The organism is Moritella sp. (genome assembly GCF_013215705.1).
In the GTDB taxonomy this organism is placed as follows: domain Bacteria; phylum Pseudomonadota; class Gammaproteobacteria; order Enterobacterales; family Moritellaceae; genus Moritella.
Genome location: NZ_JABSQR010000007.1, coordinates 168,095 through 191,788, shown reverse-complemented (window position 1 = coordinate 191,788; position 23,694 = coordinate 168,095). Strand labels below are relative to the sequence as shown.

The following is a 23,694-nucleotide window of genomic DNA, read 5'->3' as shown; positions in this document are numbered from 1 at the left end:
ATTATTCTCCTAACTTACCATTGCCACCTTGGGCAATATGTAATCCAAGTTTAAAATAGTGTTCATATCGTTCTGTGGCATGCTCGCCATCAGGCAGGGCTGCAGTTAAGTTAACCGCACCTGCGACTGCTTGTGAATATAAGTATTCAGGCGGCTGAACAATGGGTTCGCTCGGAGCCGTCATACTACCACCGCTCCAGAATGCAGCCTGAGCAACCCAACCAGCACCAGTTTGTAAGTCTGCTTTTTTTGCCATATCTTCGGCAAATCGACGTGCTGTTTCATCGGGTTCATGAACCCATGCTTTGGCAGAGCGAATCGCATTGGCTTCGTCTTCATTCCAGTCGCTACGTTGACTTGCGCAGCAACATGCCCACCAGATTGCTTCTCGAACCGGTAATGCATGCGCAAGGAATAAGACGGTATCAGCAAAGAGTTCAGCTGCAATTGCCATATCGATGACCGCTGCGGGCGTAAGATGTTGCGCTGCGAGCGCGGTTATTTCATCACTTGCTTCATACAAAGATAAAATGTCTTGTGCATGCTGGTGTGGGATCTTTAAATAATGCATTAGTTTACCTTTGTAATCGCGCCCTGTATTTGAACCATGGCCCCTGCTTTAATTTGTGTCATTGCACTGCCATTAATGCCGACTAGTGCACCTTTAATATCTGTTTTTGCTTTGCTTTCGACAGTGACGATAGTGGCTTTGAGGGTCGCACTACCTTGTCCTTCGATTGCGATCTGTGGGCCCGTTATTTTTATACCGCTTGGACTTATTTCGATACTGCTACCCCCGACGGATAATTTTATTTTTGTTTTACCTTTTAATTCAATTGTCTGACCATCAATCTTGATCGCAGAAGTTGCACTCATGTTGGCATTTTTACCAGCATCTAAACTGATGTTCGCATCTGACGCTATATTCGTATCCTTTACAGATTTAGTTGATAAGGCATCTTTACTTTCCAGACTTGTCGCTTCTTTACTGCTGATATTTATTGTTTTTTCGACGGTTAATAACGACGTACCAGTGACGGTCTTTTTGTTATTTTTCTTTACGTTGATGGTCAGATCTTTTTCGGCTTGTAAAAAGATTTCTTCTTTATCTTTTTTGTCTTCGAATCTGAGTTCATTCGCAGTACTGGCATTACCTTTCGGTGTGCTTCTGGTTTTGATCCCTGATTGTGTTGCTGCGCTGTAGGGCGGTTTATTTTTCCCTGTGTAGATAGAGCCACAAACAACAGGGCGGTCAGGATCGCCATCAATAAAGTTAATTAATACTTCGTCACCAACACGAGGAATAAATTGTACGCCAAATCCGTTACTGGCAGAGGCTTGAGAAACTGGTACCCAGCACGAACTTTTTTCGTCTTTTTTACCTTGCAAGTCCCAATGAAAGTGGATTTTAATTCGCCCTTGTTTATCTTGATTTGTTTCTTCACCACTTGGCCCGGTGACTTCTGCGCTTTGTACACTGTGGATTTGTGGTTTTGGCAAGAAGGGTGGACGCCATAAAATGGATGCAGGCATACATTGAAATGTATTGGTGTATTCGGTTTTATGACCGCTTTCTGTTGCTGAGAAGTGATGTTCTGCTTGTGTTACCACGTATTCTTGATTGTGCTCGCAGTCACTGTGGTCAGTTAGTGTAAAACGTAATCCAGCCCCTAATGCCGGGATGGATGATTGTGCTGTAATATTGATTTTTTGTGTATCGATGCTTTCCATCTGACGCTTAGCTGAATCTCTGATGGTATTTTTATCGTTATGCCCCTGACCAAAAAAATATTGTGTTAAGGCATTATTTTTAACGCTATTGGTCGTTGTTCTATTACCACTCGAAAGGCACTCGGCGAGTTCGGCATTGTGATCGCCAAGTGATAATTTGCTTACGCCAAGGATACTACGTACGTGCCAATGTATGATGGCGTGTGTTTTATCTTTCGCACCGGTAATGAACGGAATTTTGCTGCTATCTAGATTTGCAAAGTCTTGATTATTATCACCGATGATAATATACGGCTGATTCCCGTTATGATCGCTGTGATAATGCCAACCTTCACTTGCCATCATTCGCCTTAGGAAATCGTAATCGTTTTCGTTAAATTGAATACAATAGGAGTGCTTAATACCAGCACTACGCATTGATAGTTTGAAATAGCTTTTTAAACCGGAGTCGGACAAGACCTTTTCAATGATTTGTTTACTGGTCATGTCTTGGAAAGTACGACTCGATACGCGATAGTTAAATACGGACAATGGATCTATCGCTTCGATACGGTAGGTGTAAAGCGCTTTTACAGGATCAAAACTGAGACTTTCTATCGATGAGACTAATGCATGAAAACAGCGTGCTTCTTTTCTGTTTCCTTCGAGACCTGGTGAGTAGCTGAGAGCAATCGCTTTGCCTAATAAGGATTCTGATATCTTGTCTTTGGATATTAATACTGTGGCATAATAGGAACGTGAAAATATTTGTTCTGTAACAGTTAATTCGGTGACAATATAAGGGCCTTTACCGTCTAACTTAGCCCGTATTGGCCGGTGTTTTTGAGTATATTCTGAAGCTGTCATAATGGACTCTCGTTACTATTTTTTACCATGCGATGGTTAGTGTTTGTTATATCAATTCGCATTAAATCCTAACATAAGAAAAAATAATGCTGGATTCCTTTTATGTAAGCGTTTGTGAGCGTTGCCTTAGATTGTATACTTACCTCTGACGAATTCATTCAACACTGATAAATATTAAATAACTTGGATTTTTATAGGTGAATTTATGTTTAAATCTTTTGATATCGTTTGCCGCGTTCGTGATTTCACTACTGGTCCCTATGGTTGGTCTGCTGCTTTACGCGACGTTGCCCAAGTGTATATAGACACTAACCCCGACACTTGCCAGTAAGATGTTAAAATCAGAGCAAAAAATCAGTCGCTTTAGCCTGTGGATGGAAGAATTGTTCCAACGTTTAGAAAACGATTATTGTGGTATTGTTGTTAAAGCGGTTAAATATCGCTTGTTGGCAAAGGCGTTATTAAATCGTTTAGTACCCAAGCGCCTGCATTTGTTAGAAGCGGAATTAGCAGAGCAATCAGCCAAAACGTTAGCAGCTAAAACAGATAAAACGAACACTCAAGTAAGTGATGTGCATATAGTGAAAGACGTGGCTTAATTAGCCATTCATTCCAGATGCGAAAATATTCGTATTAATGATAAGGACAAGCATGAGCGATATCGTGCTTGTCCTTTTTTAGTCGGCATGTCCAAATAAAAATTCTTCGTTAGTCTCTAACCACTGCGGGTATTTCGCCATTGCCTTAGCAAAGCGTTGATCTTGTAAATGTTTATTTAGCCAATTACGTAAGTGTGGTAGGGGGGCTTGCAAATACCACTGGCGATCAACACGGGCAAACTGACGGATGAGCGGTAAAATTGCGTAATCAGCCAAACTGACTTTGTCACCCATTAAATAAGCATGTTGGCTTAGATGCGATTCGAGCATGGTTGCATAAACTGCACATTGTCTGCGTAACTCAACTTCATCATCTGCATGGTAACGTACCGCGTATTTGTATTTACTTAATGCTGAAGTAAACACGGTATCGTGAATGTCAATCAGGGCGAGCATGGCTGGATATGCTTCAGGCTCACTTTTGTGTAGTAAGTCTAATGGATCACTTTGATGTAGCGCCCAAATCATAATGTCTAAACTTTCGTCAATAACAGTACCGTCATCAAGTACTAATACTGGTACTGTCGCCTTCGGTGATACCGCGAGCATTTCAGCCGGTTTATTTTTCATTACCACGGCACGTAACATCACGGCTTGTTGGGCGAGTAATAACCCCAGTCGTGCGCGCATCGCGTAAGGACAGTTTTGTAATGAGTATAAAATTGGCAGTGACATTGAGGGTTTCCTTTGTTCTTTTTACACTGGTATATTTACTGGTATATTTACTGGTATATTTACTGGTTTTTGGTTGATTTTATGATAAATTATTGTATTTAGTTGCTCTTAACGTATGGTGTTAAATTTGAATATAGTCATCGGAATTATTATGGATAGAGAACAAGTACAATACATTATTAAGTTATTACGTGAAGGACACTCGTTAACTAAAATTACTAAGTTAGCAAAAATTAACATTATGTACGTTAGCGTTATTCGTAAATTAATGGTGATGGACTTACTACAAATTGAAGCATAAGTCATTTTAATTGATTGGATTAAAAAGCGAACCATAAGATCCGCTTCGTTATTTTAAGAGGCCGCTATGACTTCGTCATGGTGTTGTTTTAGTTGTTTATATAACACATCTTTTAAATTGGCACGTTGTAATTTTAATTGTGTCATGTGCTCATCACCAGTCGGACTGCCATTTATTTCTAATTGGCGAATATCGTAATCGAGTAAATGATATTGCTTTGATTTCTCTCTAAACGTTTCATTTTTATAATTCAAATAAACTATATCTTGTTTTAGTTCTGGAAAGTCAAAAATAAGTGCATGATTTTCATTTAGCATAAGATTTCCTCAAGAGTGAAAATAAATGTCTATAACTAGCTTATTACTATAGCACCCCACTATTTATGAAAGTTGACTTTAATCGTGGTTACAGATAATTTTTGCACTAACAACGAGATAGGCGCATGACTGGTAAATATACCAGTCCACTGCAATGTTTAATATTTTTCATTGTATTTAGTTGAAAATGCAGTATATTACTCATTTTTTTGCCCTGATCTATGCTACGTAAACCGGGGCGATACTAAATTCAAGTTCAATGGAGCTTATTATGCTTGTTCATTATTCCTCTTCGCCTACAATCAAAATTATTCAACAAGAAATAGTACAGTTTATTTTATTAATACTGATTGTCGCGGTTGTGTGTTTAACTATATTTTTGGATGTGATGGTATTAGAACACGGTGTTGGTGAGCGCTCTTTAACTGAGTATTATCAGCAAATATTGATTTTGTCAGTTGCGTGTAGTTTTGCTTATGCAGTAAAAATAGATAAAGGTAATCGTCGTTTTCATGTGCTGGTCATGGGCTTTTTCACTTGTATGCTGATTCGTGAGTTAGATGGTTTTTTTGATCAAATTGTGCATGGATTTTGGCTTTACCCAGCGTTATTGGTTTTTGTAACATGCAGTTTGTATGCATCAAGGAATAACCGCGGCACATTGGAAGGATTGGCTCAGTTTACTCGTCATCGTGATTTTCAAAGTATTGTTACAGCTTTAGTTATCATCCTTATTTTTTCGCGCTTATTTGGTATGGGAGAGTTGTGGAAAACGGTCCTTGCTGATAATTATATCCGTTTAGCCAAAGATATCGTTGAAGAAGGTATTGAATTATTAGGCTATTCGTTATTGTTTTTCAGCTCAATTGGTTATGTCCGTAGCCTGCCTCATCTTGATTAAGCATTATTCATTACCTGTAATGGAAAGCGTAATGTCTATTGCCTCCAAACTCGTCTCTTAATGCATTAAGCTCAATGGCGGTTAATATTTTATTGTTTGCGCTTGCTGTCAATTAAACATCAAAACTGTGAGCAACTTAATTGTGATATTATTCATTGATGTTCAATTTAAATGAACATCATGTTAACTTCATTCTGATGTTTTTAACCAAGATGACAGGTTATACTGATGACTCTTATAAATAGAGAGTTCTTATGTTTAAATCACTTGCCCATTATTCATTTCAAAAAACAAATTTGTTATTTATTGTTATTGGCTTTTTATGTTTAACACCGCTTATCTCATCGCCCGTAGCGTTAGTGCTGGGTTTTACGCTAGCCTCACTAGGTTTAGTGCCTAAACATATTAATTTAAGCGTGATAACTAAAAAAACACTCGCTTACTCTATTGTTGGCTTAGGCTTTGGTATTAACTTAGAAGAAGCGATTGTTGCGACCAAAGATGGGATGGGCATTATCGTTACTTCGATTTTTTGTACGTTAATACTTGGCTGGATCCTGACTAAAGCATTTAAAATTGAAAAAAAGACGGGGTATTTAATTTCTGCAGGTACGGCGATTTGTGGTGGTAGTGCGATTGCTGCTATTGCGCCCGCCATTAATGCCAAAAATGATCAAACATCATTAGCGTTAGCGACCGTATTTATTCTTAACTCTGTGGCTTTATTTCTCTTTCCTGTGATTGGTCACCTATTGGACATGAGTCAACATGCCTTTGGTGTGTGGAGTGCGATTGCAATTCACGATACGTCATCTGTTGTCGGTGCCGCTTCTGCTTATGGCGATGAAGCATTATTAACGGCGACAACATTAAAGTTGGCGCGCGCATTGTGGATCGTACCGGTGGCTTTTATCAGTGCCTTATTATTTAAAGGTGACAGTAAAAAATTAACGATCCCATTTTTCATCTTATTCTATTGTTTTGCCATCTTTATTGCGTATGTACTGCCGGATTACCAGCCGCTATATCAAAGTATTTTTAGTGCCTCTAAACAAGTATTAGTGATGTGTTTATTTTTGATTGGTGCGGGGATCACAGTGCAAAAAATAAGAGATGCAGGTGTAAAACCATTACTATTAGGTGTGTTACTTTGGATCGTGATCAGTGTTAGTTCGTTGACTTATATTTTATTTTTTATGTAACAGTATCGTTTTTTCGTCTTTCTTTTTTCTTAATAGATAGGTTATCAATAAAGAAAATGCGACGAGATCTAATGCTGATGACGTTAATCCAGTCGTGAAGACTGACAATAATATGCATAAACATACCAGTAGCATGATGAGTTTGTTAATAAGCATATTGGCCCCTTGTTATTACCTCTGTTTATATTATTGGAGCAAGGGGGTAAATAGGAAATACCGTAAACTTATAACTTATAACTCGTAAGCTATAATTAATCACCTGATAAATAAAGTTTAAAACACTGATTTTAGTAAGGTTATGTCGGTATTTGACCACTTTTTGTTTGATATTCACTCGAGGGTATATGTTTTTTCATATGAAACGTGAGGTCTGTCAAAGTATATAAAATGTTTTATAATTGTGATCAACGTCAAAGTATTCTGCGTGTTACTTTCCTGAAGTTAAAAATTTAACATTGGCTGCAAGCAGCATCAGGAAAATAAAATAATAATGAAATTAACAATAAAAACAAAGTTAATCACAACGATATGCGTGGCTTTACTCGCTGTCAGTAGCTTCTTTACTTTCAGTATATTAGATATTGAACAATCGGTACTTAAGCAAGAAAAAATCAACATTAGCGCGAAAGCTGAGAATTTAATTAAAGAAAATTTATTAGGACAGGTTGACACGATAATTTTGTCATTGTCTGGGCTTTATGAACAATCTAAAGTTGAAAACATCAAAGCCGAATTACGTACAGAGATTAATACTTTCAGACAAACTATCTCGAATATATATGCCAGCAGTGCGTCACCCGATCAGGCTAGGCTGAGTATTTATGCATTTATTAATAATTACCGATGGGATAATGGTCGGTATATTTTTGCCTATGATGCTGACACTATCGTTAATATGGCGAATGGCGTAAACAGCGGTATTATCGGTAGTAGTAGTTATGATTCTACTGACGAAAAGGGTACTTTTTATGCCCGTAATATAGTGGCGGCTGCTAAAGCGCAAGATTTAGGTTTTAGTCATTATTATTTCACCAATCCGGCTTACCAGAAGGTCGAAGAAAAACTATCAGTATCCTTTTATTTTGAACCACTAAACCTAGTTATTGCCACCGGTGAATATGTCAGCACCTTAAAACAATATAAGATTGATATTGCGCTTAAAAATATTATCGCGGCTAAGTATGGTAACAGTGGTTATTTTTGGATCCAAGACGCTAACGGTAAGATCCTCGCTCATCCGCAGCAATCACTTGTTGGCCAGACAGTGACAAATACCAGAAACGCAGTGACCAGTTTAATCGGTAAGACGGATGCATTCTTACCGATGAAGTTTGAGAATCCACAAACTGGACTGCTGGAGAATAAAATAGGTTATGTCCGTAAGGTAATGCCAGAATGGAGTTGGGTTATAGGAACAGGTGCTTATGAAAGTGAGATCACTTCAATTCAAGAAGAATTAACTCAGGCAACCGCTGCTATTTTCGATCATGAAGTATCACGCAGCATTGGTGTTGCCGGCGTATTATCTATATTAGCGGTGTTTATATCAGTTTGGATCGTGAACAAGATCGTTAAAGAATTGGTGGTACTTAAAACACGTATCGACACTTTATCTACCGGTAAAGCCGATTTAACCTCGCGACTTGAGATTGTATCGGATGATGAGTTGGCGGATATCAGTCGGTCAGTTAATACCTTTATTAGTTATCTGCAAACGATGATGCTGGATATATCTCAGGCATCGAATCACATTACGGATGGCATTCAACAGATTCATGCGCAGTCCGAACGCAACAGCCAAGCCTTGCACAATCATACCCAAGAAACAGAGTTAGCGGTTACGGCTATTACCGAAATGAGCACAACTGCCGATATTATTGCGCAAAATGCGGTGCAGACCGCATCGAATACCCTGAGTGCTAATGATGAAGCTAAGGCTTCTAAAATTTCGGTAATCGATGCATCAAGTAGTGTGATGGCGTTGGTTCGAGAGATGGGTAGTGCATCCGCAAGTATTCATACCATGAATAAAAATACTCAGCAGATTGCAGAGGTACTGGAAGTTATCGGTGGCATTGCCGATCAAACTAATTTACTTGCGTTGAATGCGGCAATCGAAGCGGCTCGTGCGGGAGATCAGGGACGTGGTTTTGCTGTTGTTGCGGATGAAGTTCGTTCACTTGCAGCCCGAACTCAGGATAGTACTGCACAAATTAATGACATGTTATCAACGCTGCGTCGTGATGCTTCTACAGCTGCAACTATCATGGATGAGACTAAGCTGAGTTGTGAGCAGGTCGCGGAAAATACTTCCTTGGTCACAGAAAACCTAGACTCCATGACGCAGTCTATCGTGGTAATTAATGATTTGAGCGCACAAATTGCCACCGCATCGGAAGAGCAAAATTGCGTCACGGAAGAAATCTCTCGGAATATGCATTCGATTCAAGATATGGTACTGGTATTAAGTAAAAATGGTCAGGAAACAAAGGAGAGTACCAAAAATCTTGCGACCGCGAATGAACAACTTGCAGCGCTGGTGAGTCAGTTCAAATTGGTGTAATTTAAGTAGACATATGACTTAGTGTTAACCTATATTAGATTTATATCTATAGCATGGTTAACACTAGATAATATGAATTTTATTACGTAATAAAAACTCTCTGACTGAGTTTAATTAGTATCACGCTTTATCTTAGTTAAGGGAGTTACCACCAATAATATACATTTGTGAGGTCGGTAATGAAGGAAATACCACATGGTCTAATTAAAGGAGCCGTTACAGGGCGTATTAACTGGACTGATAGCGAATTCAGTTTACAGGTCACCGCCGATATTTCTCGCTATACAGCAGGTCAGTTTACCAAACTAGCACTGCGCGATGATGCTGGTGAGTGGGTTCGTCGGGCTTACTCATTTGTTAACTCTCCGAATCAGGCGCTGGGTCAACAAGTGATGGAGTTTCTGATTATTACCGTCCCTGATGGGCAATTATCCTCGCGATTAGATCGTTTGCAAGTCGGCGATGACGTGTATGTGGGGAAAAATCCTGCTGGTTTTATGACGTTGGATGAGATCCCGCGTTATACAAAAGATCTATGGTTATTGTCTACTGGCACCGCGATTGGCCCTTTCCTCGCGCTACTTGATGAAGCTGATACGCAGCAGCGTTTCGAGAACGTGGTATTAGTTCATGCCGTACGAACGTCGGCAGAATTAGTATATCAGGATAAAATCCAACAACTTGAAGAACGCTATCAAGGTAAGTTTCATTATGTGCCGATTGTTTCCCGAGAACATAGAAACGCGACATTACGTGGTCGGATCCCGGCGTTTTTAGAGACCGGAGAATTGGTTAATGTAGCTGGTGTGCCATTGAACCCAGAGCGCAGTTTTTTCTATTTATGTGGTAATCCGAGTATGGTTAAAGACACGAGTGAAGTGTTAAAGCAACTTGGCTATCAAAAACACTCACGTCGCAGTGCTGGGCACTTTAGTTCTGAAAACTACTGGTAATTATTTTAGCGTTTATTTTTTACGTTGTTGCGAGCTCAAGGCTTGTTGTTTTAACCAAGCTTTAAAACACGCAATAGCGGGCGAGTGATGATGCTGGATCAAGTAATATCCCGCTTGTGCATCTATGGGGCTGAAAGGTGAGACTAACCCTTCCTTGGCTAAATCGGCGGCTGTTAACCCGCTATTAAACAGTGCGCAACGTGCTAAGGCAACCCCTAAGCCAGCTGCGGCTGCCGCCATTGCCATATCTGTACGGTTAAAATAATGCCCGTGTTTGCTGAGCGTTTGTCTTCCTGTTGTTGTGCCCGCTATCTGCTGTAACCAAAATTGCCATTCTGTGTCTTTATCCGCGTGCTGCCAGGGCATAGCATCATGTAACAGCGTAATACTCTGCCAGAGTTCATTATTATTACACTGTTTAATATCATTCGATGCCACCACTTCCTGAGCAAGATGCCAGTCAAAATTAGCCATGTATTGTGGACTCATCACGGGTAATAACTGCTCTGCCAATAATAATTCAGCGTTAATCTTTTTATCATTCGCTTGATAGGGCGTTTTGCCATAATCGATAGCAAGATCAAAATTGGTATCGGTATGATCGACTAATGCTCCTTCGGCAAAAGTATGGATTTTGATATCGGGGTATTGCTGATAGAAATTCTTTAAGCGAGGGACTAACCATTTATATGCAAAAGAGGGGGTGAGTTTAAGATGTACATCGCCATCAAGTCGATTTACTTGTTGTAACTGACGGATCTCGTCACCAATATCCGTGAGACTTTGCGCCACGACTTGATGTAATTGCTGCCCCGCCGTCGTTAAACGAATACCGCGAGAATGGCGTTGAAATAGGGTTAACTTGATATTTTTTTCCAACTGTTTTATTTTCTGGCTAATGGCGCCGGTGGTGATATGTAGTTTTTCGGCGGCTTGGGTGAAACTATGACAGCTAGCCACTGCGGTAAACGTGGCTAAACCGGATAATAGATTATCGTTAATTTTTATCATCAATGGTCATCCTGAGTACGCGCTTGCGTTTAGTTTTTCTAAAGGCTGATATTAATACTTATGGATTGTTAAGTAAATGTAACTCTCTTATGCTGGCGCTATTATTCATTCGCGATAAGTCGGTAACAAATGGACGTCATGGTATTAGGTTGTGGGGTGATAGGGTTAACGTCGGCATGGTATTTGGCTCAGGCCGGACATGATGTGACGGTCATTGATCGTCAACCAAGGGGGTCTGAAGAAACTAGTTTTGCTAATGCCGGACAGATTTCTTATGGTTATTCATCTCCTTGGGCTGCGCCTGGTATACCAGTGAAAGCAATCAAATGGCTAGCGCAAAAACACGCCCCGTTAAAAATAAAACCGGGACTGTCACCCGATTTGTATTTATGGGCAGCAAAAATGCTCGCCAATTGTAATCAACATAGCTATGAGATTAATAAAGCGCGGATGTTGCGCATTGCTAACTATAGCAGAGACTGTTTGATTGAATTACGTCAGCAGCAAGACATCCAGTATGAAGCTCGCCAGCAGGGCACATTACAGGTATTCCGTCATGAGTCTCAGTTAGCTGCAATCGCCAAAGACATTAAAATATTGGCTGATAGTGGCACGTTATATGAAGAATTAGATGTTGCGGCTTGTATTGCTGTGGAGCCTGGATTGGCAGGTGTTAAAGATAAAATTGTCGGTGGATTACGTCTACCTGATGATGAAACCGGAGACTGTTATATGTTCTGCCAGCAGCTAACTGCATTAGCGCAAGCTGCGGGAGTTAAGTTTAAATTTGATGTGACGGTCGATAAACTTAATCATAGCGACAACAAAATCAAGTCAGTCAGCACTAATATGGGTGAATTAACGGCGGATGCTTATGTGGTCGCCATGGGGTGTTATTCATCGGCATTGTTATCACCAATTTTGTCACCGCAAGGTTTAGTTATGCCTATTTATCCGGTAAAAGGGTATTCGCTCACGGTTCCGATTGTTGATAGTAGCCAAGCGCCGGTATCAACAGTGATGGATGAAACCTATAAAGTGGCGATGACGCGTTTTGATCAACGAATTCGCGTTGCTGGAACCGCAGAGTTGGCAGGATATAATTTAGACCTGACAGAATCTCGAAAAGACACGATAGCGATGGTGATAAACGATTTATTTCCCAACGCTGGCGATATGAGCAAAGCTGAATTTTGGACCGGATTACGACCAATGACGCCCGATGGTACGCCGATTATTGGTAAAACGCCGATGGCTAACTTATTTACTAACTGTGGACATGGCACGTTAGGTTGGACTATGGCGTGTGGCTCAGCGCGTTATCTTGCTGATGTCATCAGCGGTGTTACACCTGATATTGATAGTAGTGACTTGGATATTTATCGCTATGGTCGTTAGCGTTAGCTAAATAACGCTACATGATGACCCGATAAAAATTGCGTGCCCATTTCGTAGCCCATGTTGTAATCGGCCGCTAATGCTTCATCACTGCTACCAAGAATACGGCTTGCTAACGCTTTTGGTGGGGCTATTTCAATTATCTGCGCATCTTCTGGTGGTGACTGTATAAAGTCTAGCGCCTCATTGTAGGCGTTCTCATGACCCGTGATGATATCCAATACTTTTGGACAGCGCTGTGAGCTACATACCCAAGACTTGAGTTTATGCGCCCACGGAGATTGTACATTTTGATGTGCAGGGACAGTGCGCAGTACAATGATCTTTTTAGCGCCACGATGATAAGCTTCTTGAATTGGAATCGGCAATGCCACTCCGCCATCTACGTAGTGGCCGTCACCAATAGCGACTCCTTTCTTATACAAATAGGGCAACGCACTGGATGCTTTGAGCATGGTGAGCCAATTATCTGCGGTTGGTTCAAGAAAAGTGGGACAGAATCCATTGATATTAGTCGCTGAAAAGAGCAGTTGACGGTTTTTCAATTGTGCTTGGGCACAGTTCATATTGAGCTGAAACTCGGGGTCGTTAACTCTATCAAAATACCAATCTAGATCCACCGTATTACGTCCGGATAGCGGGCGCTTTATATCAAAAAATTCGGGGTGTTTGGATAGTTGCATGATCGAACGTTTCGCATGTCCAGATTGCTTCGTCATGTAACTTGATAAATTTTGTGCACCTGCGGATGTCCCGATGAGTAATGAAAAAGGGTTAAAATCATTGGCTAGCCAACTATCTAAGATACCCGCTGTAAAAATACCGCGTTGCCCACCGCCTTCGACAACCAGTGCCGCGTCTTTGACCGGTACGCTGGCGTTGCAACTGGCAATATTAATTAAGGTATTTTGGGTTATGCGGTTCATATTCAACTCCTAAAAAAGATCAGAGTTAAATTTAACGTATGTATCAACATTTGCAAAATCGATTGAATGTTAAATATTGATAGGTATTGATTATCAATTGGTCGTTTATCGTGGCTATCTTCTGTTTTTAAAGTTGAATTACTACCTTTTGAGTAATTATTTTAAATGCTGTTTTATCATGCTTTTGTAATACTCGGTCGATACTTTCGATTTATCGAGGTAAGTGTAATTGAGTATTTTTAAATACTGTTTTATGTCACTCTTTAAATTATCTAAATTAAAATATAAATCATATTTTATAAATGTTTAAAGATGTTTACGGGGACTTTTTTATTAGCTAATCAAACTCGTATATTGAATTTTCACTGTATTTTATCGATGAATTAATTATCTTCTATATTCACACTTCACCAATATAAATACTAAATAGACGGTTGTTCCTAACACTCAACTTGGTACTTTATTAATGCTTCCATTTTTGTCAGATAGTGCAAAGTAATTCATGCGAGTCGCAAATATTGAGCTTAATAAACGGTTTATATTTGTTTCGAATAATCTGGTTGGAGAAGTTATATGTCTAAAATTAACAATGAAATAATTGTAAAAAATAGATTTATTCAAGGTGCAGTAATGATTTCTGCGCTGTCATTTCAACCATTTGTGAATGCGCAGGTAAGCGCTCAGATCGATACAACCCCTCAGATATGTTTCTATGAACATGATGATTATACGGGTCAGCAGGCTTGTTTTGATTCTACACAGCATACCGTCGGCAGTGAAAATGATATTTGGTCATCGGTAAAAGTACCAAGTGGCTCTTTGTTAACGTTATTTGAACATGATGATTATGGCGGTAAACAATGGACACTTTATCCGGGTGAATATGCGAGCCTTTCAGACTATTACTTTAACGATATAGTGTCTTCATTTAGCATTGATCCATTAGTTTGTTTTTATGACAAGATGGACTTTCAAGGTACTCCATCTTGCTATAGCGCAAGCCATCAATCCATCGGTAAAGCGAATGACTCTTGGTCATCGGTCACTGTACCTGTCGGTTATAAGTTGACGATTTATCAAGATGATCATTATAACGGTAGCAGTGCCGAAGTGAATGCTGCAGGACAATTTCGTTTAGCCAATATTAACTTCGATAATAAAGTGTCTTCATTTTTACTGACCAAAGCGGATAAAACGTTTAATGAATATAGCTGGGTAGGCGCTCATAATGCGCATGCTTCACAAGGTTATGTATTTGCAATCGGTTATATGAATCAATGGCTCGATATACCGGAGCAACTACGTGACCATAATGTTCGTTCTTTATTGATTGATATTCGGTATGAAGATGGCCGAGTTGAGTTAACGCATGGTACCGATAATGCGGGTGAGTTCATCGATAGAATGAATAATGAGATCGTTCCATTCTTGAAAGCGAACCCTGATGTGGTGCTCACTTTTGATGTTGAAGTGACTAATAACGTTTTAACGAAAGACCAGCTGAAAGAGGCGATGGATCAAATGCCTGAATTTACTGCGATGATGTTTGATCCAAGAGATCCTGTATGGGATGGTAAGCAAGAATGGCCGACATTGGAAGAAATGGCTGCAGCTAATCAGCGTATTCTTCTCTATATAGATAAGTATGATGTGTCTGGTGATTATGGCGACTATTACGTGTTATATAGAAAAGATGTCACCATGGAGAACATGTGGGCTGTAACTGATTATGATAGTTGTGAAGAACGACATAAATACGGTGTACCAACGGTTAATATACTGGGACATAAAACCTGGTCTCGACTATTCAGTATGAATCATTTTCCTAATGTCCCACATTCAGGTATCGCTGCATCAGATAATAACTGGGATGGACTTTATCCAAGAATCATTGATACATGTATGCCTGCAACCTTGCTAGACAAAAAACCTAACTTCATCGCTGTTGATTTTATTGAACAAGGCGATGTACAGGAAATAACGGAAGTGCTGAATGAAGGCGGGGTAATTTTTTATGAAGGCAACGGAGCTACACAGAATATAGTTTGTGGTATAGGCGGAGATAAAACACGCTATATTCCGAGTGGTGAGCACGGTTGTGAAAATGATGAAGCACGCTCTGCTAAACTCGTTGATGTACAAGCTGGCACCACGATTGTCGTATATGACAGTCCTTCTGGTAATACTAATGATGACTATACGGTTATTCAGATTAAGCATAATTTGTCTGAATATGTCATCGATTCATTTGAAAATAATGTCAGTAACGCTGCCGTTAATCAGTGGGCATTTCATAATAACGGATTAGATGGGAAGATTTCATATTTTGAAGTATTTAAGCCAGGTGATTATGAAGTAACGCCTGAAATAATGCTTTATGAAGGGAATAACGCGACGCAAAATATAGTCTGTACATTGAATGTGTATGACCGTGAATTTAATTTTAAGAACTCAGGAAGTTGTGATAATGATGAAACGCGCTCAGCTAAATTAGTTGGAGTTAGTGCGGGTACACAGTTCACCATCTATGATTCTCCGAATGGTGATACTGGTGATGATTATACTCAGATAACTGTATTACAAGATATCTTGGGCACTTATGATATAGACAGTTATGAGGACAGCTATAGTGATGATTATGTACGTGTTAATTTCCATCGTCATAATGGCTTAGATGGTAAGGTATCTCGTATCAAGATCAGTGCACCATAAAGTGTGATTCTAATAACCATAATCACTTTGTTATGAGCAAAAAAATAGCCCTCGTTAGGGCTGTTTTACATGTAGTTTTTTATTAGATTATATATGATTGGTTAGTTTAGGTAATCTTGTTGGTTTACGCTGTTAACTAATAACTCGGGTTTAATTTTTTGTAAACTAGCCGTAATAATTTGACGTACACGTTCTCTTGACATAAATAGACGCTCACCAATGGCATTAAGCGTCTGTGGTTCTTCTCTACCAAGACCAAACCTGAGTTGGATGATTTCTCTGTCACGATCACATAGGTGATTTAATACTGCTATTAGATAGCTAGATGTATCGGTTTTTTCTATTTCATCATTCGGTTTACAAATAGAGCTGTCTTCAATAAGATCGACTAATGCTGTATTTGAGTCATTCTTAGTTGCAATTGTTTTATCCAGACTGGCCTCAGTGAAGTAGTAAGAAAGTACATTAACAACTTCATTTAATTCAAGTTCTAAGTTTATGGCAATTTTTTTTAAGTCATTATTACATTTAAGATCAAGGACCTTTTCACGGGCATTTTTTAGAATGCGCTTGTATGTTTTACCAATATGAATTGGCACGCGGATTGTACGGGATTGATTCATGATAAAACGTTCGATATTGTTTTTAATCCACCACACAGCGTAAGTTGAAAAACGAAAACCTTTGGTGGCATCAAATTTTTCAACGGCGTGAATTAAGCCCGTATTACCTTCTTGAATTATATCAACAAGTGATAATGAAGTATGTTGATAACGTTTAGCTATGTTGATCACTAAGCGCAAGTTAGACTGGATCATACGTTGACGTGCTTTTTGGTCTCCTTCATGTACAGCAATGGCAGTATCGTACTCTTGTTCTTTGGTAAGTAAGACACTGGTTTTATTCACTTGTTGCATGTAAAGGTCTAATGCGTTTGATTCATTAAATAATTCCATTTTGTAACCCCCAACGTATCCTATTAGCGATATTCGCTCATCCCTGTAAAATACGTAACTCTATGACAGATGAAGAAATTTATTATGTGACAGCTTGTCTTATTATATTCCTCCAAATCTAAAAATATAGATAGTGATATAAATAAAAAGAGAGCTATGTTGTGAATAGGTTAAAAGAATGAAACAAATAGGAGTGATGTCAGACCAGTTTTTAGTAAATACTAACTAATTTTGTATAGGGGGAGTGCATTTATATCGATAATTGTTCTATATCAATCTGTGGGTTGATTGTATCCCCACAGATATTTGTGGTGTATTGCGAGCATATATTTACGTATAGTTACATATGCGCTTCACGTTCTTCAATACACTCGAATGATGCCATTTCAAATATGCGACATACCCAAGGCCTGTTTTCATAAATACTGCACATCAAGGTGTCTCTATCGAGTGCTGCACACCAGCCATCATGACCCTGCGCCATTACTTCACCACCCCAATCATCAGTTGATATGTAACGTTTCGGTACGCCGGTATCGGTGAGAAGCATTACTTCTAAGCGGCAACAGCATGCTTCACAGTTCGAACAGGTTATTTCTGTTACTGGCAGATTGGTTATTTCAATGGTCATTATGATGCCTTTTCTACCGGTTTAATACGGTTATTAACAAACTCATGGGCAGACTGTGCAATATCAGCGCCTTCAGATTGTCGGCCTAGATTGGCCGCTGCTACTAAGGTTGCGCCTGAACCAAAGAAGGGATCAATAACCAAATCATCAATACTTGAACTTTGTGTTATGAGTTTTTCAATTAATGGCACAGGTTTTTCGGTTGGGTAGCCACGCCATACCCGTTTTTCTTGTAATACATCAGGCATGCCTAAATCATGTAATTTACGTTTGCCTTTTTCGAAAAATAAAATGAATTCATAACGTGCGCGATAATGGTAGCCCATGCCTATTACGCATTTGTCCCAGACAATTGGTTTCCAAAATTTAAACCCAAGCTCTTCCGCTATCGGTTTAATCACAAACATGGTTTCTTGATCGCAAAATAAATAGAAGTGACTGTTTTTTTTCAGTACTCGATAAATTTGTTCAATTAATGCAGGGAAATCACTGTTAGGGAAGATACTAAACCATTGGTTACTCGAACCTGCACTGTTTTTTAAGCGGGTTGTGGTGCCTATTTTACGGTGTTTTTCTAAGGACTCATAAGGTGGATCTGTGATAACCAGATCCACGCTTTCATTCGGGAGGGTTTTTAACCAATCTACTGCATCAATCTTGTGTAACTTCATTTATTTTTTCAACATGTTTGCAGTGGTCTGCATGAATTAGGTCGCCATGTTATCAGGTAACGCCCGCAAACAGTAGTTTTGCATTCGGTTGGCAAAATTTAAACACAATGGCTGTTATGACTAAGTGGTGTTACTTTGCTAGCAGGCTAAGTAAACGTTTAAACTTGAATTAGCAGAGAAGGGGTGTTGTACTGCGGTAATAGGTAATAGGTAATAGGTAATAGGTAATAGGTAATAGGTAATAGGTAATAAGTAATAGGTAATAGGTAATAGCAAGCAGAGAGTATCGAGACTCCCTGCTGGTATTATTATTCTTCGCCGTAATCGAAATCTTCGTCTTCTTCACTGATCACGCGAATGCCTTCTTTTACCAACACTTCGATATAGAAAGATGCATCTTTGCTTAGGTCGCCACTATCAATTGATTTATTGATTTCTGATAGGTGAATAACCTGCGCTTCTTGTTCTGTTGCACCATACTTACAATTAAAGTCCCAGTAATCAACGCCTTTAGGTAAGACCTTGTTACGCTCTCTTTTAATGTATTTTCTGATTTCGCTTTTTATTGATTCAACTTGGCGTGCAGGAACAATTTTTGGGTGGTTTAATACAAACGTTTTTTTCATTTTTACCCTTTAAGGAATAACGGAATAATTCATAACATAGATTAATTATATCAGGGAAAAGAATAAATGTGGTGAACAGTACAATTTGTCTGCACTTTTAATCGAATTAGATGTTCATATTACCGAAAATCATGCGTCATAATCAAGGGGGTGATGATGAAATATAGTGTATTAATAATCTTATTCCTACTGACCTCGACTGCGCAGGCCAGTTATTGCAGTGGTAAAAATTGGCAGGATGCTTATCAACTTTATACGCATAATATTGATTTACTAAATGATCACATCGACCGTTATAATGTACTGTTGGATAAAGTCAATTTATCTAAAGTCGGTAAGGGTGAACAACGATTTCGAGTGGAAAAATTAGCCATTGAAGAGCTAGAACAGCTCAATGTTGAGGTGGAAAGTTTAGAGAGTAAGTTTAATAAGGTAAAGCAACTCTGGCTGCTGATCAGTGATAACTGCTTATATGATGATGAACTCGATTATAATAATAAAGCGCTCGAAAATGTACGAGGGGCAGATATTGGGCGCAAAGAAGTGAATGACTTGTTGTCTCGAATAGAAATTTTAAGATCACGTTTTTTTCAAGCCATTAAACTTACTCATTATTAAATCGACCACTATTCTTCCGCAACTTGCTGTGCACGGTATTCGATATAAAACTCTTTCATGCGTTCGTAAGGATCTATGTAGGCTTGTTTGAAGGTTTCGTAATCGCCGAGGCTAAAGTATATCGTATTTACTCTATCTACAGCTTGTACCGTGATTGACAGCTTATCGGGTTGTAAATAGGTCAGTGGACTAAGAAAATAGTCGGTACTACGTCCTACAGTATCCCTTAAGGTTGAAGGGCCAAATACAGGCCAAACAATATAGGGCCCATTGCCAATCCCGTATTTTCCTAATGTCAGTCCCATGTCTTGGTTATTTGGTTGCCAATCCAAGTAATGTGCAGCTGGATCCATAACACCGAGTAAACCAACCGTAGAATTTACTGCAAAGCGTCCCAATTCAGTGCCTGTCGACGTTAAATCGCCTTGCATTAGGCTACTGGTAAAGCGTATCGGCATCGTGATATTGTGAAAAAAGTTGGCTACACCGACACGGAAAAACTGTGGTGTGATCGCTTTGTAACCTAATGCGGTCGGACGTAGAATCCAAAAATACAGTTTATCATTGACATGAAACATGGCTTTATTGAAGTAATAAAAAGGATCTGATATTTCGGTCTGCGGCGCCGGTTCAATGGGACTATCATCACTGAATAAGTCATCATCATCATCATTTTCATCGAAAAGCCCATCATCTTCAATAAATACTGACGCTGAGGATACAAGGGGTGCTACAGAAGAAGGCTCATCACTATGTTTCGAATTGGCACAACCACTCATCACAAAAATGAGCAGCGATAGCGCCACCTTAACTAAAGACCGTAATTTATTATTGTTCAGCATTATTACCCGTATGAGCTAAGTTTTTTTCATTCAGTAGTGCTAATAATTCATCCGGCGTATTTTTTAATAAAATTGCCGAGTACTCTTTACGAAATGAACTAATCAGACTTCGACCTTCAACTTTAATGTCATAGATGCGCCATTCATCATTCTTTAGTCTTAATGAATAATCGATGGACGTTTTTTTGTTAATTAAGCTGTTTACACGTGCTCGTTGCATCTTACGTATTGGTTTCATTGCTGATGTTCGGGTCAGTTGTACCGAGAACTGGCTGTCGTTATTGAGTTTGTCTAAATATAAGTTTCCCAAGTGAATTGTAAATGCATCGGTAAACTCGGCTTGCTGCTTGTCTGTAAAGCGACGATCGCTGTAATCACCCAGCGGACTTGTTGCACCAGCAGAAAATTTACCCAGCGTTAACTCCGAAATCAAGGTGAAATCAAAATAACTTGTCACAATAGGCCAGAGCTTTTTACGTTTCATTGCAGTTGTCAGAGCTGGATCATTAATTATGCTTAAAGATTCTTGCATCGCATTGTCAATCAATGCCGTCGCTTGGTTAATGTTATGAGTATGCGCATTAACATTAACCGCAGTCGTTAATAGTAAAAGTGTTGCAATACATAACGTAATAATTTTTTTCATAGAATGCCTTATAATACAAAGTTCAAATATAGCGTAGTGCTTATTAAGTGATTATTAACCTTCACTACTAAACACATATTTACTGATGAGATCTTCAATATCAAGCGCGGACTCTGTTTCTTCAATACTATCACCTGCTTCTAGATATTCATCACTCCCACCAGGGGTAAGAGACAGGTATCTATCGCCAAGTAATCCAGCTGTTTTAACTGATGCAATAACATCGACAGAGAGGGTTATCTCTTTGTCTATATTTAGTTTTACCCGGGCAATTTTAATATTAGGCAACAATACAATGTTATCAATTTGACCGATCTTTACGCCCGCCATTTCCACATTAGCCCCACCTTTTAGGCCTGTAGCAGAATTGAAATCGGCATAAACGCTATAATAGTTATCGCTGAGTAACTCCATTTTTCCGAGTTTAATAGTCAGGTAACCGACACACAGTATACCGATTAGTACAAATATACCGACAGAAGTTTCAATGGATGATTTTTTCATAATAGCTCCAATTTATTACGTTAATCGATATCGAGTAGTGAGGACTCATGTCCGTGAATAAATGCTGAAATAACGGGATTGTCATCAGTGTTAAGCTGTTCAGGAGTACCTTGAAAAATAATATCGCCTTTATTAAGTAATGCAACGCGCTGAGAAATACTAAATATCTCAGGGATTTCATGACTGACAATGACCCCAGTAAAACCAAGTTTACGTTGATAGTTTGCAATCATCTGATGAACCGCTTTTTTACGTATCGGATCTAACCCCGTCGTTGGCTCGTCAAATAAGATAATTTCAGGATCAGTCACCAGAGCTCGGGCTAGCGCGACCCTTTTGCGCATACCACCCGATAGTTGTCCGGGATATTGCTGCTCAGTACCGATTATGTCGAGTTGTGTCATGCGTATTTTAACACGTTGCTGTATCTCTGTTTTAGTTAGTTGACTGGCTTCTTGTAAGGGCAGGGCGATATTGTCATATACCGTCATTGAGTCAAACAGAGCTGAATCTTGAAACATGTAACTGAATTTCTTTTTTAAACTAAGCTGCTCTTCAGAATTGTGAGCAGAGAAGGCCTTACCTGTAAAAAGTATAGTGCCGGAATCAGGTTTAAGTAAGCCGATAATATGCTTGAGTAAAACGCTTTTACCTTCACCACTTTTACCTATGATCGTGGTTATTTCGCCCTTAAAAATACTGAGGTTAATGTTATTTAAAACTGTGTTGTTGTCGAATGTTTTACTGACATTACAAAGCTGAATCAGTGGCGTATCCATAGCATCCCTATAATAAAAACGTCGTTAAAATATAATCAATGACAAGTACCAGGATACTTGCTTGTACAACGGCGGTTGTTGTTGATAGACCAACGCCTTTCGCTCCAAAATTGTCACGACGAATATGGGTATAATAACCGTGATAGCAGCAGACGGTTATTACCGTTATAGCAAAAAATATTGATTTAATAAAACCGCCTGCGACATCGGCCATGATAACGCTGTTTTCGACGCGATAGAAATAAGTCGCGGGGTTAATGCCTAATAATTGAGACCCGGTAAGATAACCGCCAAAGATACCAACAGTATCGAAGATAGCCGTTAATAGTGGAAAACTAATCAGCGCAGCAATAATACGCGGGCTAACGAGGAACCTGATTGGATCTATGGTCATTGTTTTAAGCGCATCAATTTGTTCAGAAATACGCATAATGCCAATTTCTGCTGTCATTGCTGAACCGGCACGGCCGATGATCATGATGGCGGTTAATACCGGGCCTAACTCACGAATGAGCGTAAGTGCAACCGCAGAGCCGAGTAAGCCGGTTGAGCCAAATTTAGAGAGGGTATAATAACCTTGTAGTCCTAATACCATACCGGTAAATAGTCCGGTAACACAGATAACGACGATGGACTTAGCACCAATAAAATACAGTTGTTCAATTACTCGGCGCCATTGCCAAGGACGAGAGAACATATGTACTACACTATGTATAAGGAAGAGTGTAGCTTTGCCAAAACCTCGGAGTAAAGCGAGTGTTGCACGGCCAAGTTGGGCGAATGGGTTTATCGACATGTTCGCTTGAGACATGCGTACTCCTTAATAACGTTAAGTCTGTTTGATTTTTTATTATGCTTGCTACTTATTTTAATACCGAGCATAAAATAAAACAATGTAGAATACTATCAAATATTTAATGTGTCAAAGTAGAAATGGAACAGTAGCTAGTTATTATGAAAATTGACACTTATTTAATTTATTTTAGCTAATTTTAGCGCAAAAAAATGACGGTGTACTATATTAGTTATTAGGTCGACCGGAATATTTGTTTCTATCTACCTCCCGTAATATAGTAAGTAAAGTAGTAAAAGTAAGTAAGTGTAAGTGAATGTAAGTAAGTGTAAGTGAATGTAAGTGTAAGTGAATACCGTACGTGGCATATACGTGTAAGAAAGTGTTAGTGAAGACCGCATGTGAAAGGTGCGTGAAGTGAAGACGTAGATGT

At 39.2% G+C, this 23,694-nt stretch carries 25 protein-coding genes; 10 read left to right on the top strand and 15 right to left on the bottom strand.

The features are described from left to right. Position 1: 1 nt before the first annotated feature. Both HRT96_RS05445 and tssI read right to left on the bottom strand, forming a co-directional pair. Entirely contained in the window at positions 2-571 is a 570-nt protein-coding gene (locus tag HRT96_RS05445) for a Twin-arginine translocation pathway signal (protein WP_293153378.1), read from the bottom strand. Next, positions 571-2,577, bottom strand: coding sequence for a type VI secretion system Vgr family protein (gene tssI / locus HRT96_RS05440; RefSeq protein WP_293153375.1), 2,007 nt, complete (start codon positions 2,575-2,577; stop codon positions 571-573). Before tssI ends, HRT96_RS05445 begins: the two co-directional genes overlap by 1 nt. Before the next feature lie 205 nt (positions 2,578-2,782). Here tssI and HRT96_RS05435 point away from each other — a divergent pair, with 205 nt between their 5' ends. Beyond that, entirely contained in the window at positions 2,783-2,908 is a 126-nt protein-coding gene (locus HRT96_RS05435) for a hypothetical protein (RefSeq protein ID WP_293153372.1), read from the top strand. A gap of 1 nt (position 2,909) precedes the next feature. Next, on the top strand, positions 2,910-3,176 hold the full coding sequence (locus tag HRT96_RS05430; protein WP_293153369.1) for a hypothetical protein: 267 nt from the start codon (positions 2,910-2,912) through the stop codon (positions 3,174-3,176). Positions 3,177-3,254: 78 nt separating this feature from the next. On the opposite strand, the gene HRT96_RS05425 is transcribed toward HRT96_RS05430, so the two are convergent. After that, on the bottom strand, positions 3,255-3,911 hold the full coding sequence (locus HRT96_RS05425) for a glutathione S-transferase (RefSeq protein WP_293153366.1): 657 nt from the start codon (positions 3,909-3,911) through the stop codon (positions 3,255-3,257). 151 nt (positions 3,912-4,062) lie between these two features. On the opposite strand from HRT96_RS05425, the gene HRT96_RS05420 reads away from it, so the two are divergent. Next, positions 4,063-4,212: a hypothetical protein gene (locus HRT96_RS05420; protein ID WP_293138253.1), complete on the top strand. Its 150-nt coding sequence runs from the start codon at positions 4,063-4,065 to the stop codon at positions 4,210-4,212. Positions 4,213-4,265: 53 nt separating this feature from the next. Here HRT96_RS05420 and HRT96_RS05415 read toward each other — a convergent pair whose 3' ends face one another. After that, positions 4,266-4,529: a YdcH family protein gene (locus HRT96_RS05415; RefSeq protein WP_293153363.1), complete on the bottom strand. Its 264-nt coding sequence runs from the start codon at positions 4,527-4,529 to the stop codon at positions 4,266-4,268. Between the two features lie 271 nt (positions 4,530-4,800). On the opposite strand from HRT96_RS05415, the gene HRT96_RS05410 reads away from it, so the two are divergent. The 4 genes from HRT96_RS05410 to HRT96_RS05395 all read left to right on the top strand — a co-directional run bounded on the left by HRT96_RS05410 (position 4,801) and on the right by HRT96_RS05395 (position 10,148). Further along, entirely contained in the window at positions 4,801-5,430 is a 630-nt protein-coding gene (locus tag HRT96_RS05410; RefSeq protein ID WP_293153360.1) for a hypothetical protein, read from the top strand. A 254-nt stretch (positions 5,431-5,684) separates the two neighbouring features. After that, positions 5,685-6,632: a putative sulfate exporter family transporter gene (locus tag HRT96_RS05405; RefSeq protein WP_293153357.1), complete on the top strand. Its 948-nt coding sequence runs from the start codon at positions 5,685-5,687 to the stop codon at positions 6,630-6,632. Between the two features lie 490 nt (positions 6,633-7,122). Continuing rightward, positions 7,123-9,195, top strand: coding sequence for a methyl-accepting chemotaxis protein (locus HRT96_RS05400; protein WP_293153354.1), 2,073 nt, complete (start codon positions 7,123-7,125; stop codon positions 9,193-9,195). Positions 9,196-9,374: 179 nt separating this feature from the next. Further along, positions 9,375-10,148, top strand: a complete 774-nt coding sequence (locus tag HRT96_RS05395) for a ferredoxin--NADP reductase (protein WP_293153351.1) — start codon at positions 9,375-9,377, stop codon at positions 10,146-10,148. 12 nt (positions 10,149-10,160) lie between these two features. Here the strand turns inward: HRT96_RS05395 and HRT96_RS05390 are convergent, their stop codons facing one another. Next, positions 10,161-11,159 (bottom strand): LysR family transcriptional regulator, encoded by a 999-nt coding sequence (locus HRT96_RS05390; RefSeq protein WP_293153349.1) that lies wholly within the window; start codon positions 11,157-11,159, stop codon positions 10,161-10,163. A gap of 129 nt (positions 11,160-11,288) precedes the next feature. On the opposite strand from HRT96_RS05390, the gene HRT96_RS05385 reads away from it, so the two are divergent. Beyond that, entirely contained in the window at positions 11,289-12,557 is a 1,269-nt protein-coding gene (locus HRT96_RS05385; RefSeq protein ID WP_293153346.1) for a D-amino acid dehydrogenase, read from the top strand. Positions 12,558-12,559: 2 nt separating this feature from the next. Here the strand turns inward: HRT96_RS05385 and HRT96_RS05380 are convergent, their stop codons facing one another. After that, positions 12,560-13,483 (bottom strand): patatin family protein, encoded by a 924-nt coding sequence (locus HRT96_RS05380; protein ID WP_293153343.1) that lies wholly within the window; start codon positions 13,481-13,483, stop codon positions 12,560-12,562. Between the two features lie 573 nt (positions 13,484-14,056). Here HRT96_RS05380 and HRT96_RS05375 point away from each other — a divergent pair. Next, entirely contained in the window at positions 14,057-16,195 is a 2,139-nt protein-coding gene (locus tag HRT96_RS05375) for a beta/gamma crystallin-related protein (protein ID WP_293153340.1), read from the top strand. Positions 16,196-16,296: 101 nt separating this feature from the next. Here the strand turns inward: HRT96_RS05375 and HRT96_RS05370 are convergent, their stop codons facing one another. The 4 genes from HRT96_RS05370 to HRT96_RS05355 all read right to left on the bottom strand — a co-directional run bounded on the left by HRT96_RS05370 (position 16,297) and on the right by HRT96_RS05355 (position 19,079). After that, a complete protein-coding gene (locus tag HRT96_RS05370) occupies positions 16,297-17,151 on the bottom strand; it encodes a sigma-70 family RNA polymerase sigma factor (RefSeq protein ID WP_293153338.1) in 855 nt (284 codons plus the stop codon). Between the two features lie 340 nt (positions 17,152-17,491). Beyond that, complete coding sequence (locus HRT96_RS05365; RefSeq protein WP_293153335.1) at positions 17,492-17,782, bottom strand: YkgJ family cysteine cluster protein; 291 nt, start codon at positions 17,780-17,782, stop codon at positions 17,492-17,494. Then, on the bottom strand, positions 17,782-18,453 hold the full coding sequence (locus HRT96_RS05360; RefSeq protein WP_293153332.1) for a site-specific DNA-methyltransferase: 672 nt from the start codon (positions 18,451-18,453) through the stop codon (positions 17,782-17,784). Before HRT96_RS05360 ends, HRT96_RS05365 begins: the two co-directional genes overlap by 1 nt. A 308-nt stretch (positions 18,454-18,761) precedes the next feature. Continuing rightward, the gene (locus HRT96_RS05355) at positions 18,762-19,079 is read right to left on the bottom strand and encodes a DUF6172 family protein (RefSeq protein ID WP_293153329.1); all 318 of its coding nucleotides are present in this window, start codon (positions 19,077-19,079) and stop codon (positions 18,762-18,764) included. Positions 19,080-19,232: 153 nt separating this feature from the next. Between HRT96_RS05355 and HRT96_RS05350 the strand changes: the two genes are divergently transcribed. Beyond that, entirely contained in the window at positions 19,233-19,697 is a 465-nt protein-coding gene (locus HRT96_RS05350; protein ID WP_293153326.1) for a hypothetical protein, read from the top strand. 8 nt (positions 19,698-19,705) lie between these two features. Here the strand turns inward: HRT96_RS05350 and HRT96_RS05345 are convergent, their stop codons facing one another. From HRT96_RS05345 to HRT96_RS05325, 5 genes are read right to left on the bottom strand one after another with little or no spacing between them, the layout of a single operon-like run. Continuing rightward, entirely contained in the window at positions 19,706-20,539 is an 834-nt protein-coding gene (locus HRT96_RS05345) for a VacJ family lipoprotein (RefSeq protein ID WP_293153323.1), read from the bottom strand. Beyond that, a complete protein-coding gene (locus HRT96_RS05340) occupies positions 20,526-21,185 on the bottom strand; it encodes a phospholipid-binding protein MlaC (RefSeq protein WP_293153320.1) in 660 nt (219 codons plus the stop codon). Before HRT96_RS05340 ends, HRT96_RS05345 begins: the two co-directional genes overlap by 14 nt. 54 nt (positions 21,186-21,239) lie before the next feature. Next, on the bottom strand, positions 21,240-21,689 hold the full coding sequence (mlaD, locus tag HRT96_RS05335) for an outer membrane lipid asymmetry maintenance protein MlaD (protein WP_006030334.1): 450 nt from the start codon (positions 21,687-21,689) through the stop codon (positions 21,240-21,242). 20 nt (positions 21,690-21,709) lie between these two features. Next, positions 21,710-22,468, bottom strand: a complete 759-nt coding sequence (locus HRT96_RS05330) for an ATP-binding cassette domain-containing protein (protein ID WP_293153317.1) — start codon at positions 22,466-22,468, stop codon at positions 21,710-21,712. A gap of 7 nt (positions 22,469-22,475) precedes the next feature. Beyond that, complete coding sequence (locus HRT96_RS05325) at positions 22,476-23,279, bottom strand: MlaE family lipid ABC transporter permease subunit (RefSeq protein WP_293153314.1); 804 nt, start codon at positions 23,277-23,279, stop codon at positions 22,476-22,478. Positions 23,280-23,694: the final 415 nt, after the last annotated feature.